We start from the raw sequence: 12,058 nt of genomic DNA on the forward strand, positions 1-12,058 counted from the left end.
AGCAGGAACAATGCAACGCTGGCTCGTCGCACTGATCGTGGCGGCGACCGTGCTGTCCACCGGTGGCCAGGCGCAGGCGCAACCCGCCTACGAGGCCATCACCGGGTCCGGCTCCACGTGGAGCCAGAACGCGCTCGATCAGTGGGTCCAGGACGTCCGCCGCAACGGCCTGACCGTGTCGTACTCCGGCGTCGGCTCCTCCGCGGGCCGCAGGCAGTTCGCCGACGGCCAGAACGACTTCGGCGTGTCCGAGATCCCCTTCCAGGGCAGTGACCGTGGGCAGCCCGACTCGTCTCCCAACCGCGACTACGCCTACATGCCGATCGTCGCGGGCGGCACGTCGTTCATGTACCAGCTGCGGGTCGGCGGCCAGCTCTACCGGGGGCTTCGCCTGTCCGGCACGACGATCGCGAAGATCTTCACCGGCGGCATCCGCAACTGGAACGACCCGGCCATCAAGGCGGACAACAACGGCCGCGCCTTCCCGGACAAGCCGATCATCCCGATCGTGCGCGGCGACGGCTCCGGCACCACGGCCCAGTTCACCCGCTGGCTCGGCTCGGAGCAGGGCGCCATCTGGCGGCCGTACTGCGGCTGCCAGGAGGAGCTGACGTCCTACTACCCGGTGAAGAAAGACAAGGCGCCGCTGATGACCTCGCAGACCGGCTCCGACCGCGTCGCGGGCGCGGTGGCCGCCGCGGCGGGTGACGGCGCGATCACCTACGTCGAGTACTCCTACGCGCGAGCGCGGAACTTCCCGGTGGCGAAGGTGCTCAACAACGGCGGCTACTACGTCGAGCCGACGCACTTCAACGTGGCCGTCGCGCTGACCCGCGCCCAGATCAACAACAACCCGCAGGACCAGAACTACCTGACCCAGGTGCTCGACCAGGTCTACCGGTTCAACGACCCGCGCACCTACCCGCTCTCGTCGTACTCCTACGCGATCATCCCCATCGTCGGCAAGGGCGACCAGCGGATCACCGCGGGCAAGGGCCGGACCATGTCCGACTTCATGTACTACTTCCTGTGCCAGGGCCAGGGCGCGATGCCCGCGCTCGGGTACTCGCCACTGCCCGCGAACCTCGTGCGTGCCGGGTTCGACCAGGTGAAGAAGATCCCGCACGCCACCGTCCAGGACGCGGACGTGGGCCGCTGCGGCAACCCGACGTTCGACCCCGGCGACCCCGGCAGCAACAAGCTCGCCCGCGAGGCACCCCAGCCGCCGCCGTGCGACAAGCAGGGTGCGGGCCCGTGCGAGCCGGGACAGGGCACCGGAGACACCGGCGGCGGGAACGGGACCGGCAACGGAACCGGGAACGGCGGCGGCGAGAACGGGGCGGGCACGAACGGCACCGCGACGAACGGCGACGCCACGGCGTCCGATGTGGACCCCGAGACGGGACTGCCGGTCGGCGACGAGGCCGACGGGAGCGGCGCCGACCTCGCGGGGAGCGCGACCGAGCTGGCCGCCTTCCGCTCCGACGGGATGACCAAGGGCCTCGCGGCGATCGCGGTGGCGCAGCTGCTGCTGGTGCTGCTGGTGCCGCCGTTCGTCGTGCGTGCGCTCCGGCGCAGGCGTGAGCGGGAGCAGTCATGAGACGGTGGTCGAGGGTCGCGTTCGTCGTGGTGATCGCGGCGGCGCCGCTCACTGTCGGGACGGCCCAGGCGCAGCAGGGGAGCTGGGCGTACGACCAGACCAAGCAGATCGCCAACGCGGGCCGGTCCGAGTCCTTCGACGCGACGGTGAAGGTCAGCAGGACCTCGAACCTGTTCAACCGCCAGCAGGTCGCGATCGACCTGGACGGCTTCAAACCGACCTACAACGCCAACAACATCGTGAACAACGGGACCTACCTCGAGTACCCGGTCGTCGTGATGCAGTGCCGCGGCACGGACCCGACGCCCGAGACGTGTGCCAACGAGCGGCGCAGCGTCTACTACCCGGGGTACGACAAGGCGGCGTCGCAGGACTGGCGGGACCGGGCGCGGCTGCTGGCGGGGCCGGGCAACACGACGGGCATCCCCGGCGCGGACTTCAACGAGAAGATGCGGAACCTGCTCACCATCGAGCAGGTCCCGTTCGTCGCCCAGGACGGCACGAACTACCTCTGGGAAGGCACCGTCGACGCCACGGGCCAGCCGTGGCTCGACGAGCCGGCCAGGAAGAGCTACCCGCCGCCGGACACCGCGGACGCGGGCACGAGCGTGCTCGCCACCCGCAGCGTGCCCATCAGGACCGACGGCGGCGCCGAGTTCCTCTTCGAGGTGCGCCAACGGGTCTCGCAGCCGAGCCTCGGCTGCACGGACACCGAGAAGTGCTCGATCGTCGTCGTGCCCGTCATGGACATGGCATGTGCGGAGGGCGCACCGGCCGAATGCGGTGGCGCGCCACTGGGTACCGAGCCCGGTGGCGCCGCTGGTGGCACCAACACCATCAACAACTGGGTGTCACAGCGGGAGTGGCTCGCGGAGTCCAACTGGCGCAACCGTTTCGTCGTGCCGATCGAGTTCGCGCCGGACCCGGACACGTGCAGCGTGCACGACCAACGACCCATTCTGCCCGTCTTCGGCTCGGAGCTGGCGGACGTCGCGCAACAGCGGTGGGGCAGTGCCTACTGCGCGGGCCTGCGTTCCGCGGACTACCTGCCGCTGTACACGCAGGGCTCGGAGTACGACGGCCGCAGGCAGTTCACCACGATGCTCGGTGACTCCTACGGTCAGAACGCGGTGTTGACCACCCAGCCGGTCACGGACTCGCCGAGACCGGTGGTGCACGCGCCGAGCGCGCTCACCGGGTTCACCGTCGCGTTCACGGCCGACGACGCCGACGGCAGGCAGATACAGGAGATGACGCTGTCGCCCCGCCTGCTCGCGAAGCTTCTGACGCAGAGCTACACGCCGAGCAAGGTGACCGACGCGATCCGCAACGCCCGCACGAGGTTCACCGGCGCACCGGACCAGGTGGCCGCGATCACTGCGGCAGGCAACGGAAACGGCTTCTACTGGGAGCATCCCGCGTTGTTCCACAACCCGTCGAGCATCTGGGAGGACCAGGAGTTCGTCGCGCTGAACCCGGACCTCAAGCTGCGCAACAGCCGCGGCGTGCTCGCCGACCAGTTCCAGACCTACCTCGCGCCGGTGGTCTTCCAGGTGCAGTCGGACATCATCGTGGACCTGACCCGCTACATCGTCGCCGACCCGGTCGCGCGGGCGTGGTTGGACGGCAAGGCGGACGAGCAGGGCATGGTCGTGAACCCGGTGTGGCAGGGCACGGGGGAGTACGAGCTGTACAGCCTGCTCGACCAGGAGGCGCGGCCGCCCAAGCCGCACCGCCCCGACTCGTCGGAACAGCAGCCGCAGTACTACAACGTGCCGGGTGCGGGCGACGAGTGCGACGGGCAGTTCGGCACGCCGCTGTTGACCAGGCAGGCCAACATCACGAACTCGGCCGAGGCGTCGGCGACCGCGCTGCTCGACCGGCGCGGCTCCGCGACACCGATCTGCGGCTTCACCGACGTGCCGACGCAGAACGGTGACCTCGACCGGATCTACTCGGAGACGAAGGTGACCCCGGCCGACTTCGGCAAACGGGCCATGCTGTCGGTCACGACGGTCCCGCACGCGCGGCTGTACGAGCTGCCGACGGCGAAGCTCGTCAACGCGGGCGGCCAGGCGGTCGCGCCGGACCCCGGCACGATGGTGAACGCGCTGGGCGCGGCGGTCCAGGACAAGACGACCGGCACGATCGAGCTGGACTACGGCCGCGTCACCGGGAACGCCTACCCCGGCACGATGATCGCGTTCACCGCGGTGCCGTCGTCCGGGATGTCGACCGGTGTCGCGGCACAGTACGCCGACTTCATCGAGTTCATGGCCACCGACGGCCAGCACCCCGGCGAGAACATCACCGACCTGCCACCGGGTTACGACCCGCTCACACCGAACCTGCGTCAGCAGGCACTCGACGCGGCCCGGGCCGTGCGCGAGCAGAAGGGCGAGGTCCCGCCGCCGCCTGAGGACGGCCCACTCGGCGACGGTCCAGGTACGAACACCGACTCCACTGTGGACAACCTGAACGGCAACGCGAACTCCGGTGTCGGCCCGGCGCAGACCGCTGACGACGAGGCGAAGGAGGGCGACCCCCGTTCGGTGGCGCAGACCCGGGGCGCGGGCTCGTGGTGGTCCCGCTGGACGCTGCCGCTGCTGTTCGGCCTCGGTGTGCTCGCCGCACTCGCCGCGTTCGTCGTCGGCGCGGCGACCCGGCACGACCACCCCGTCCGCCGCCTGATCAGAACGGCACTGCGTCGATGACCGCGACCGAAGCACGTCCGCGGGAAACGGTGGCACCACCGGTTCCGCCGTCTCCGCCCTCGGCGCCTGCCCCCGTCACGCCCTTCGGCGCACGGCTCGTCACGCGTGCCCTCACCCTGGTTTCCGTCGGCGTGCTGGGCTTCGTCGGCTACCTCCTGCTGCTGACCCCGATCGAGCAGGACGCGAACCAGGACGTCCTCTACTCGCAGCTGCGCGGCCCGATCGCGGAAGGCGTGCCGCCCTACGCGGGCGCGGAGGTCAGCGCCGACGGCACCATCGAGCGCCAGGTGCCGCCGATCTACGACGACGGCGAGGACGCGGTGATCCCGGCGGGCGCACCGGTCGCCATGCTGGCGATCCCGCGCCTCGGCCTCAACGAGGTGGTCGTCGAGGGCACCAGCTCCGGTGACCTCATGGCGGGCCCCGGGCACCGGCGTGACACCGTCCTACCGGGACAGATGGGTGTCTCGCTGGTGTACGGGAGGTCCATGACGTTCGGCGGCCCGTTCCAGGACATCGTCGAGCTGCGGCCCGGAGACGTCGTCACGGTCGTCACGTTCCAGGGCTCGTTCACCTACCGCGTCGAGGGCGTGCGCCGCGACGGCGACCCGCTGCCGGACATCGAACCGGTCACCAAGGGCGGCAGCCGCCTCACGATGGTCACCGCCGAGGGCTCGAACCCGCTCCAGCCCGAGCACACGGTGTTCGTGGACGCCCTGCTGCGTGGCGACGCCCAACCCGCGGCGACCCACCCGGCGATCGTGCCGCCGGAGGAGAAGTCCCTCGCCTCCGACCGTCCCGCGTTGCTGAACCTGGTGCTGTGGCTGCAGGCGTTGGTGCTGGTCGTGGTCGCCATCGCGTGGGCGCGGGTGCGCTGGGGCCGTTGGGAGACGCACCTGGTCGGGTTGCCGGTGGCACTCGCCGTGCTGTGGTACGTCTACGAGTCGGTCGGGCGGCTGCTGCCGAACCTGGCGTGAGACAGCGGATCCTGCTCGCCGTCGCGGTGTTGGTACTGCTCGCGCCCGGTGCTTTCGTGTGCTACCTGGTACTCAGGCCGGCCCCGCCGCTTCCGCTCACGGTGCCGACGATCCCGGAGCCACCCGCGCCGGTGCCGGACTACGAGCCGTGGGCGCGGCAGGTCGCGTCGCTGACCGGCATCCCGCCCCGCGCACTGCTCGCCTACGCGCGGACGCAGCTCCGGCTGTCGAGTGAGCTGCCGTCGTGCGGGATCGACTGGGCCACGCTGGCCGGAGTCGGTTCGGTGGAGTCGGACCACGGCCGCTACGGCGACCGTGAGCTGACCGCGAACGGCCGCCCGTCCCGCCCGATCGTGGGCGTCCCGCTCGACGGATCTCCGGCCGTGGCGTCGATCCCGGACACGGACGACGGCGCACTGGACGGCGACCCGGCGTGGGACCGCGCGGTCGGCCCGATGCAGTTCATCCCGGGCACCTGGCGCGAGTGGGCCGCCGACGGCGACGCGGACGGCGTCACGGACCCGCAGGACATCGACGACGCCACGCTGGCCGCCGGCCGGTACCTGTGCGCCTCGGGTCCACTGAGGACGGCTGAGGGATGGCGTGCGGCGGTGTTGTCGTACAACTCCTCGGATTCCTATCTGCGTGCCGTTCTCGATGCCACGAACGGCTACGCCGAACGCAGCAGGCACAGCTGAGGAAATGTCGCGAGAAGGCTCTCGCAGTGTCCGGACAACTCGCGCGTAGCGAGCCATTCATCTGGCGGTGATGAATTGGGCCCGTCCGGCCGGGTCCCGGCCGGACCAGAACGAAAGGGCTTCAATGAAGCGTCGACTCACCGCTGCCGCGCTCGTCGCGGCGGTGTCCACTGTGGTCGTACCGGGCATCGCGTCCGCCGACCCGGTGGTGGCCGTGGACGGTTACTCGTTCCGTGTGCTGGACGAGGAGCTCGTCTCCGGCGTGAACAACCTGTCGGGCATCGACTACCTCGACGGTGGCTACGTGGCGATCTCGGACGACGAGTCCCGGGTCTACTCCGCCACCCTCCCGGTGACCGCCACCGGCTTCGGCCGTCAGGGCCGCGTCACGACCACCAAGCTCCGCGAGGCGGACGGCACGAGCTTCCCGCAGGGCGGCGAGGCCGTGCGCGTCGACCCGGCCGACGGCTCGCTCCTCTGGGCCAACCCTGGCGTGCGCACCCGGCGCACCACGCTCGACAGCACGGTGCAGCGCTCGGCCGCGACCGGCACGTTCGTCGCCCAGTACCCCGCGGCGCCACACACCGCGGCGGTGGCCGGCGAAGGCGTGCGGGACGGCGGCGGCGTCGCGGGCCTGACCTTCAACCCGACCGGCTCGCTGGTCATCTCGGCACTCGCGTCGCCGCTGGTGCAGGACGGCGGCACGACGGTCCGCGTGTCGTTCGCCAACCGCACCACCGGCGCGGTGCTGAGCCAGCTCGCCTACGAGCTGGACGCGGCCCCGCGCCGCGGCACCAACGAACTGGCCGAGATCCTGACCGTGGACGCGAGCCACTACCTCGTGCTGGAGCACGCGGTGGACTCGCGCGGCCGCGACTCGGTGCGACTGTACGAGGCCGGCACGATCGGCGCCCGCAGCGTCCTGCCGTTCGCGTCGGTCATCGGCGCCACCTACACGCCGATGACCAAGCGGCTGCTGGTGGACTTCTCGGACCTGCACCTGCACCACGACACCAACCTCGCGGGCATGACGTGGGGCCCGACGCTCGAGTCGGGCGAGCGCACGCTGGTTCTCGCCTCCGACAACGACTGCGGCGGCCGCACCCAGCTCGTCGCGCTGGCGGTCACGCTGTCCTAGTCGACGAACCACGCGAACACAGCGGGGCGGCCCGGACGTGAAGTCCGGGCCGCCCCGTGTTTCTGTACTACGACTTACCCAACGTCACGATCACACGTCGGGGTTCGGGTTGCCGCAGCGGCTGCCCAGGCCGACGAAGCCCTCGATCGTGTTCCCGGGGGCGGCGGCGAACTGCTGGCAGATGTAGCCGTTCGGGCCGAAGACGGCGTCGAACCTGGCGGTGCCGACGGCGCTGTCACGGATCACGTGGAAGACGTCGCGGCTCACGCTGAACGCACCCGGGTCGACGTTGCTCGCCAGGGTGACCGTGTTGCTCGGCGGGTTGGTCGGGTTGGGCGGGTTCGAGACGTAACGCGCCGAGGAGAACGGCGCCAGGGCGAACGGGTCGTTGTCGACGGCGTTCGCGTCGTGCTCCTGCACGGTGTCGTCGACGCAGCCTGCCGCGACCGCGGTGGCGATCTGGGTCTCGGTCACGCCGATCTGCTGCAGGAAGAAGGAACGGGTGCCGGAGCCCGCCTGCGGGAGCTTGGCACTGTAACCCGGCAGCTGGCACGTGTAGACGTCACGCAGGTCGGCCGCCGTGAAGTTCGTCGGCACGAACGAGAAGTCGTCCACGATGTAGCTGAGGCCGTCCGAGGCGAACGGGATGAACGCCAGTGCGTCCTCGGCGTTGGTGCCGTTCGACGGGCGTGACGAGCGGGCGAAGTCCACGTTCGTGTTGTTGATGAGCGTGGTGATGCCCGCACCCGAGCCGTTCGGGCGTGCGATGACGATGTCGTCACCGTTCGCCACCGGCGGCTCGGCCGGGGTGGTGTCCTGGTTCGGGTCGCGGAGGATGATGTTGCCGCCGGGCAGGCCGGTGGTCGGGTTGGTGGCGTCGTACGAGGCGATCCGAACGCCGCCCTGCGCGTTGTAGCCACGCGCGAGGAGGTCCGTGACGAACTGGATCGTGTCCGAACCGGTGCCGACCAGGTCGTCCGAGGAGGGCACGAAACCGGCAGGGTCTGAGCTGCCGTTGTCGAGCAGGTGCGGGTCGGCCGTGGCGGAACCGAGGCCCAGGCTCAGTGCTGCCGCGGCGCCGATGGCGACGACGGCGCAGCTGCGCAGGGTCGAACGCATACGATTTTCTCCTTGTCCGCAAGATGTACGCCCGGTCAGGGCGCGACTCGACTCTCGCCTGAGCACACGTTCGTAACCACCGCGTTATCGCGTCGGCACGCTGAGCGGGACACGGCGACGCGATGAACAACGGCACCCGTGGGAAATCGGCGTGTCCAGACAACCTCGCGTTCACCGCACGTTGGTTCGCACCAAGCAACCTTGCGCGCGGTGCGGCACCGAAGGGAACCTGGCATGCGCGGAAGATGGTCGGCTGTAACGGGTCTGGCGATGATGGTGGGCAGCGTCGGGTTGCTGTTCCTCGTCGAGCCACCACCGGCGAGCGCGCAGACGCTGCCGCCGGAAGTCACGTCCAACGTGACGTGCGGGACGGTCCCGTCGACGGGCGCGAAGTTCATCACGTACGGGGCGTCGGTCAAGAACGTCAACGCGACCGGCACGCCGAGCATCGTCTACACGGTGCTGCGGAGCTGGAGTGACGGCCGCCCGAACAACACGATGACGAAGACCGTCGCGCCGGGCGCCAAGGTCGACGCCAACTTCGGCGACAACAACGCGGCCGTCGTCGCGGCGCAGTGGACTTACACGATGGTCGTCCAGGCCGACGGGGTGACCGTGGCGGGGCCGTTCACGAGCCAGAACCCCTGCCTGCCTCCGACGACCACCACCACGACCACGACGACGACCACCACCACGACAACGACCACGACCTCGCCGACGAGCAGCACGACGACGACCACTCCGACCACGAGGACGACGACTCCGACGTCCTCCACCACCACGTCCTCGACCACGCCGACCACGACGACGACCGACGCCCTGTTCAACCCGACCACGACCACCACCACGCAGGCCGTCACGAACACGTCGTCGTCCGACAACGGCGGTCTCGCGTCGACCGGTGTCGCGGTGATCGCGATCGCGGGGGTGGGACTCGTGTTGTTCGCGAACGGCGTCGGCCTCACGCGCCTGGTCCGCAGGGGCGGGACAGAGGAATGACGCTCACGTTTCCGCAGGTCGCGGTCGGCGGCGCGACCCTGTCCGCGCATGACGTGTCGGCGTGGTTCGGGACGCACAAGGTCCTCGAACGGGTGAACCTGACGATGGCGGCGGGCGAGGTCACCGCACTGATCGGCCCTTCCGGCTGCGGGAAGTCGACCTTCCTGCGGATTCTCAACCGGATGCACGAGCTGGTCCCGTCGGCGTCGCTGGCCGGGGAGGTCCGCCTCGACGAGACGGACATCTACGAGCCGGGCAGGCGGATCACGGACACCCGCAAGCGCATCGGCATGGTGTTCCAGAAGCCGAACCCGTTCCCGGCCATGACGATCGCGGAGAACGTGCTGGCGGGGCTCAAGCTGACGGGTACGAAGGTGTCCAGGGGCGGCCGGGTCGACCTGGTGGAGGAGTGCCTGACGAGGGCGAGCCTGTGGCACGAGGTGAAGGACCGCCTCCGTGAGCCGGGCGGCGCGTTGTCGGGTGGTCAGCAGCAGCGGCTGTGCATCGCACGGTCGCTGGCCGTGCGGCCCGACGTGCTCCTGATGGACGAGCCGTGTTCCGCCCTGGACCCGACGTCGACGCGGCGGGTCGAGGAGACGATCCACCTCCTGCGCAGCGAGGTGACGATCGTGATCGTGACGCACAACATGCAGCAGGCGGCGCGGGTCTCCCAGCAGTGCGCGTTCTTCCTCGCCGAGCAGGGCACGCCGGGCCAGATCGTCGAGTCCGGGCCGACCGACGAGATCTTCGACAGCCCGTCGGACGAGCGCACCAACGACTACGTGAACGGCCGCTTCGGCTGACCGCCGCTGGGCGCACTGAAGGACGCCTTCGTAACGCTGGCCGTTACGAAGGCGTCCTTCAGTGCGTTTGGCCGGGCCGGGTCAGAGGCGGACGATCATCTTCCCGGTGTTCTCGCCGCGGAGCATGCCGAGGAAGGCGGCCGGGGCGTTGTCCAGCCCGTCGACCACCGTCTCCTCCACGACCAGCTGACCGTCGGCCAGCCAGCCGCCGACGTCCTTCATCATGGCCGAGAAGCGGTCGCCGTGGTCGAGGATGATGAACCCTCGGATGGACAGCCGCTTGGCGACGATGAGGTGCAGGTTGCGCGGCCCCGGCTGCAGCTTCTCCTCGTTGTACGTGGAGATCGAGCCGCACGCCGCGACCCGCCCGTGCGTGTTGAGCGACCAGAGCGCCGCCTCGAGGTGGTCGCCGCCGACGTTGTCGAAGTACACGTCGATGCCGTCCGGCGCCTCGGCCGCCAGCAGTTCGGTCACGTTGCCGTCGCGGTAGTTGAACGCCGCGTCGAAGCCCAGCTTCGACGTCAGGTGCTCGACCTTCTCCGCACTGCCCGCGCTGCCGATGACCCGTTTGGCGCCCTTCAGCTTCGCGATCTGACCGACCAGGTTCCCGACCGCACCCGCCGCCCCGGACACGAACACCGTCTCGTCCGGCTTGAACGACGCGATGTCGAGCAGTCCGACGTACGCCGTCAGCGCGGGCATGCCGAGCGCGCCGAGGAACCGCGACGGGGACACGCCCTCGATCGGCTGCAGCTTCGTGAAGGCCGACACCACCGCGTGCGACCGCCAGCCGAGGTTGTGCAGCACCAGGTCACCCGGCGACGTCCCCTCCACATTGGACTCGACGACCTCGCCGACGGCGCCGCCCTCGAGTGCCTTGCCGAGCTGGTAGGGCGGCACGTACGACTTCACGTCGTTCATCCGGCCGCGCATGTACGGGTCGACCGACATGAACGTGTTGCGTACCAACACCTCGCCATCGCCCGGCGAGGGCAGCTCGACCGTGGCGAACTCGAACGTGTCGTCGTCCGGCCAGCCCTTCGGTCGGGACCTGAGCCGGATCTCCTGTGCTGTCACGGACATCAGGCGACCACCCGCAGGCCAACGTGGATGTTGCCGCGCGTCGCGTTGGAGTACGGGCACATCTGGTGTGCTGCCTCGACGAGCTTCGTCGCCACGTCCTCCTCGACACCCGGCAGGGAGACCACCAGCTCGACGGTCAGCCCGAAACCTTCGCCCTCCTTGCCGATGCCCACCTCGGCGGTCACCGACGAGTCCCTGGTCCGCACCTTGTCCCGGCCCGCGACTGCCTGCAGCGCGCTGTGGAAGCAGGCCGCGTAACCCGCCGCGAACAGCTGCTCCGGGTTGGTGCCGTCGCCGCCGGGACCACCCATCTCCTTCGGGATGGACAGGTCGTGCTCCAGCACGCCGTCCGACGACGCGACGTGGCCGAGCCGGCCCTTGCCGGTGGACGTGGCTTTCGCCGTGTACAGCGGGTTCACGGTTGATCCCCTTCTTCCGGTGTCAGCTTGTGGGCGGTGACCGACTCGGTCAGGCGCACCAGGTTCTGTCGCAACGCATCCAGCTCGACGAGCGGCATGCCGGTAGCGCCCGCGATCCTGCACGGCACGCCGCACGCCCTGGCTCGCAGGGCGGCGCCGGCGGCGGTGAGGTGGACCAGCACCGAGCGTTCGTCCACTGTGGATCGCTCGCGGCGCACGCAGCCGTGTGCCTCCAGGCGTTTCAGCAACGGGGAGAGCGTGCCGGAGTCGAGGGCCAGCTCCTCGCCGAGCCGCTTGACCGACACCGGCCCGCACTCCCAGAGCACGAGCATCACGAGGTACTGCGGATAGGTCAGGCCGAGTGCGTCGAGCACCGGCCGGTAGAGCTGTGTGACCGCGCGGGTCGCGGAGTAGAGCGCGAAGCAGACCTGGTTCTCCAGCTCCAGTCCGTCGGCCATGCCCTCACGTTACACGCAACTGAGTTGTGCACAACCTAGTGTGCCGTCGG

The 12,058-nt window shown here is 69.8% G+C and carries 11 protein-coding genes; 7 read left to right on the forward strand and 4 right to left on the reverse strand.

Features of this window, described 5'->3' with window-relative positions; all coding sequences use genetic code 11:
• Nucleotides 1–10: 10 nt before the first annotated feature.
• The 5 genes from CLV71_RS11530 to CLV71_RS11550 all read left to right on the forward strand — a co-directional run bounded on the left by CLV71_RS11530 (nt 11) and on the right by CLV71_RS11550 (nt 7,127).
• Complete coding sequence (locus CLV71_RS11530; RefSeq protein WP_133902693.1) at nt 11–1,600, forward strand: substrate-binding domain-containing protein; 1,590 nt, start codon at nt 11–13, stop codon at nt 1,598–1,600.
• A complete protein-coding gene (locus CLV71_RS11535; RefSeq protein WP_133902694.1) occupies nt 1,597–4,314 on the forward strand; it encodes a hypothetical protein in 2,718 nt (905 codons plus the stop codon). The genes CLV71_RS11530 and CLV71_RS11535 overlap by 4 nt, the downstream gene beginning before the upstream one ends.
• The gene (locus CLV71_RS11540) at nt 4,311–5,291 is read left to right on the forward strand and encodes a sortase domain-containing protein (RefSeq protein ID WP_133902695.1); all 981 of its coding nucleotides are present in this window, start codon (nt 4,311–4,313) and stop codon (nt 5,289–5,291) included. Before CLV71_RS11535 ends, CLV71_RS11540 begins: the two co-directional genes overlap by 4 nt.
• Nucleotides 5,288–5,989 carry a lytic transglycosylase domain-containing protein gene (locus CLV71_RS11545; protein WP_243866376.1) on the forward strand — a complete coding sequence of 234 codons (702 nt, stop codon included), beginning with the start codon at nt 5,288–5,290 and terminating at the stop codon, nt 5,987–5,989. The genes CLV71_RS11540 and CLV71_RS11545 overlap by 4 nt, the downstream gene beginning before the upstream one ends.
• A 124-nt stretch (nt 5,990–6,113) precedes the next feature.
• On the forward strand, nt 6,114–7,127 hold the full coding sequence (locus CLV71_RS11550; RefSeq protein ID WP_166664051.1) for an esterase-like activity of phytase family protein: 1,014 nt from the start codon (nt 6,114–6,116) through the stop codon (nt 7,125–7,127).
• Nucleotides 7,128–7,217: 90 nt separating this feature from the next.
• Here CLV71_RS11550 and CLV71_RS11555 read toward each other — a convergent pair whose 3' ends face one another.
• The gene (locus CLV71_RS11555; RefSeq protein WP_133902698.1) at nt 7,218–8,246 is read right to left on the reverse strand and encodes a type 2 periplasmic-binding domain-containing protein; all 1,029 of its coding nucleotides are present in this window, start codon (nt 8,244–8,246) and stop codon (nt 7,218–7,220) included.
• A 234-nt stretch (nt 8,247–8,480) separates the two neighbouring features.
• Here CLV71_RS11555 and CLV71_RS48420 point away from each other — a divergent pair, with 234 nt between their 5' ends.
• Nucleotides 8,481–9,245, forward strand: coding sequence for a hypothetical protein (locus tag CLV71_RS48420; protein ID WP_208297523.1), 765 nt, complete (start codon nt 8,481–8,483; stop codon nt 9,243–9,245).
• The gene (locus tag CLV71_RS11565; RefSeq protein ID WP_133902699.1) at nt 9,242–10,048 is read left to right on the forward strand and encodes a phosphate ABC transporter ATP-binding protein; all 807 of its coding nucleotides are present in this window, start codon (nt 9,242–9,244) and stop codon (nt 10,046–10,048) included. Before CLV71_RS48420 ends, CLV71_RS11565 begins: the two co-directional genes overlap by 4 nt.
• A gap of 81 nt (nt 10,049–10,129) precedes the next feature.
• On the opposite strand, the gene CLV71_RS11570 is transcribed toward CLV71_RS11565, so the two are convergent.
• The 3 genes from CLV71_RS11570 to CLV71_RS11580 are packed head-to-tail and all read right to left on the reverse strand — an operon-like array spanning nt 10,130 to nt 12,008.
• Nucleotides 10,130–11,131 (reverse strand): NADP-dependent oxidoreductase, encoded by a 1,002-nt coding sequence (locus CLV71_RS11570; RefSeq protein WP_133902700.1) that lies wholly within the window; start codon nt 11,129–11,131, stop codon nt 10,130–10,132.
• The gene (locus tag CLV71_RS11575; RefSeq protein ID WP_133902701.1) at nt 11,131–11,550 is read right to left on the reverse strand and encodes an organic hydroperoxide resistance protein; all 420 of its coding nucleotides are present in this window, start codon (nt 11,548–11,550) and stop codon (nt 11,131–11,133) included. Before CLV71_RS11575 ends, CLV71_RS11570 begins: the two co-directional genes overlap by 1 nt.
• The gene (locus tag CLV71_RS11580; RefSeq protein ID WP_133902702.1) at nt 11,547–12,008 is read right to left on the reverse strand and encodes a MarR family winged helix-turn-helix transcriptional regulator; all 462 of its coding nucleotides are present in this window, start codon (nt 12,006–12,008) and stop codon (nt 11,547–11,549) included. Before CLV71_RS11580 ends, CLV71_RS11575 begins: the two co-directional genes overlap by 4 nt.
• Nucleotides 12,009–12,058 lie beyond the last annotated feature (50 nt).

The organism is Actinophytocola oryzae (genome assembly GCF_004364325.1).
Lineage (GTDB): Bacteria > Actinomycetota > Actinomycetes > Mycobacteriales > Pseudonocardiaceae > Actinophytocola > Actinophytocola oryzae.

Bases quoted from the DNA above. Each gene is read 5' to 3' on its own strand.
- CLV71_RS11530 (WP_133902693.1), top strand. From the start codon at position 11: ATGCAACGCTGGCTCGTCGCACTGATCGTGGCGGCGACCGTGCTGTCC.
- CLV71_RS11535 (WP_133902694.1), top strand. From the start codon at position 1,597: ATGAGACGGTGGTCGAGGGTCGCGTTCGTCGTGGTGATCGCGGCGGCG.
- CLV71_RS11540 (WP_133902695.1), top strand. From the start codon at position 4,311: ATGACCGCGACCGAAGCACGTCCGCGGGAAACGGTGGCACCACCGGTT.
- CLV71_RS11550 (WP_166664051.1), top strand. From the start codon at position 6,114: ATGAAGCGTCGACTCACCGCTGCCGCGCTCGTCGCGGCGGTGTCCACT.
- CLV71_RS11555 (WP_133902698.1), bottom strand. From the start codon at position 8,246: ATGCGTTCGACCCTGCGCAGCTGCGCCGTCGTCGCCATCGGCGCCGCG.
- CLV71_RS48420 (WP_208297523.1), top strand. From the start codon at position 8,481: ATGCGCGGAAGATGGTCGGCTGTAACGGGTCTGGCGATGATGGTGGGC.
- CLV71_RS11565 (WP_133902699.1), top strand. From the start codon at position 9,242: ATGACGCTCACGTTTCCGCAGGTCGCGGTCGGCGGCGCGACCCTGTCC.
- CLV71_RS11570 (WP_133902700.1), bottom strand. From the start codon at position 11,131: ATGTCCGTGACAGCACAGGAGATCCGGCTCAGGTCCCGACCGAAGGGC.
- CLV71_RS11580 (WP_133902702.1), bottom strand. From the start codon at position 12,008: ATGGCCGACGGACTGGAGCTGGAGAACCAGGTCTGCTTCGCGCTCTAC.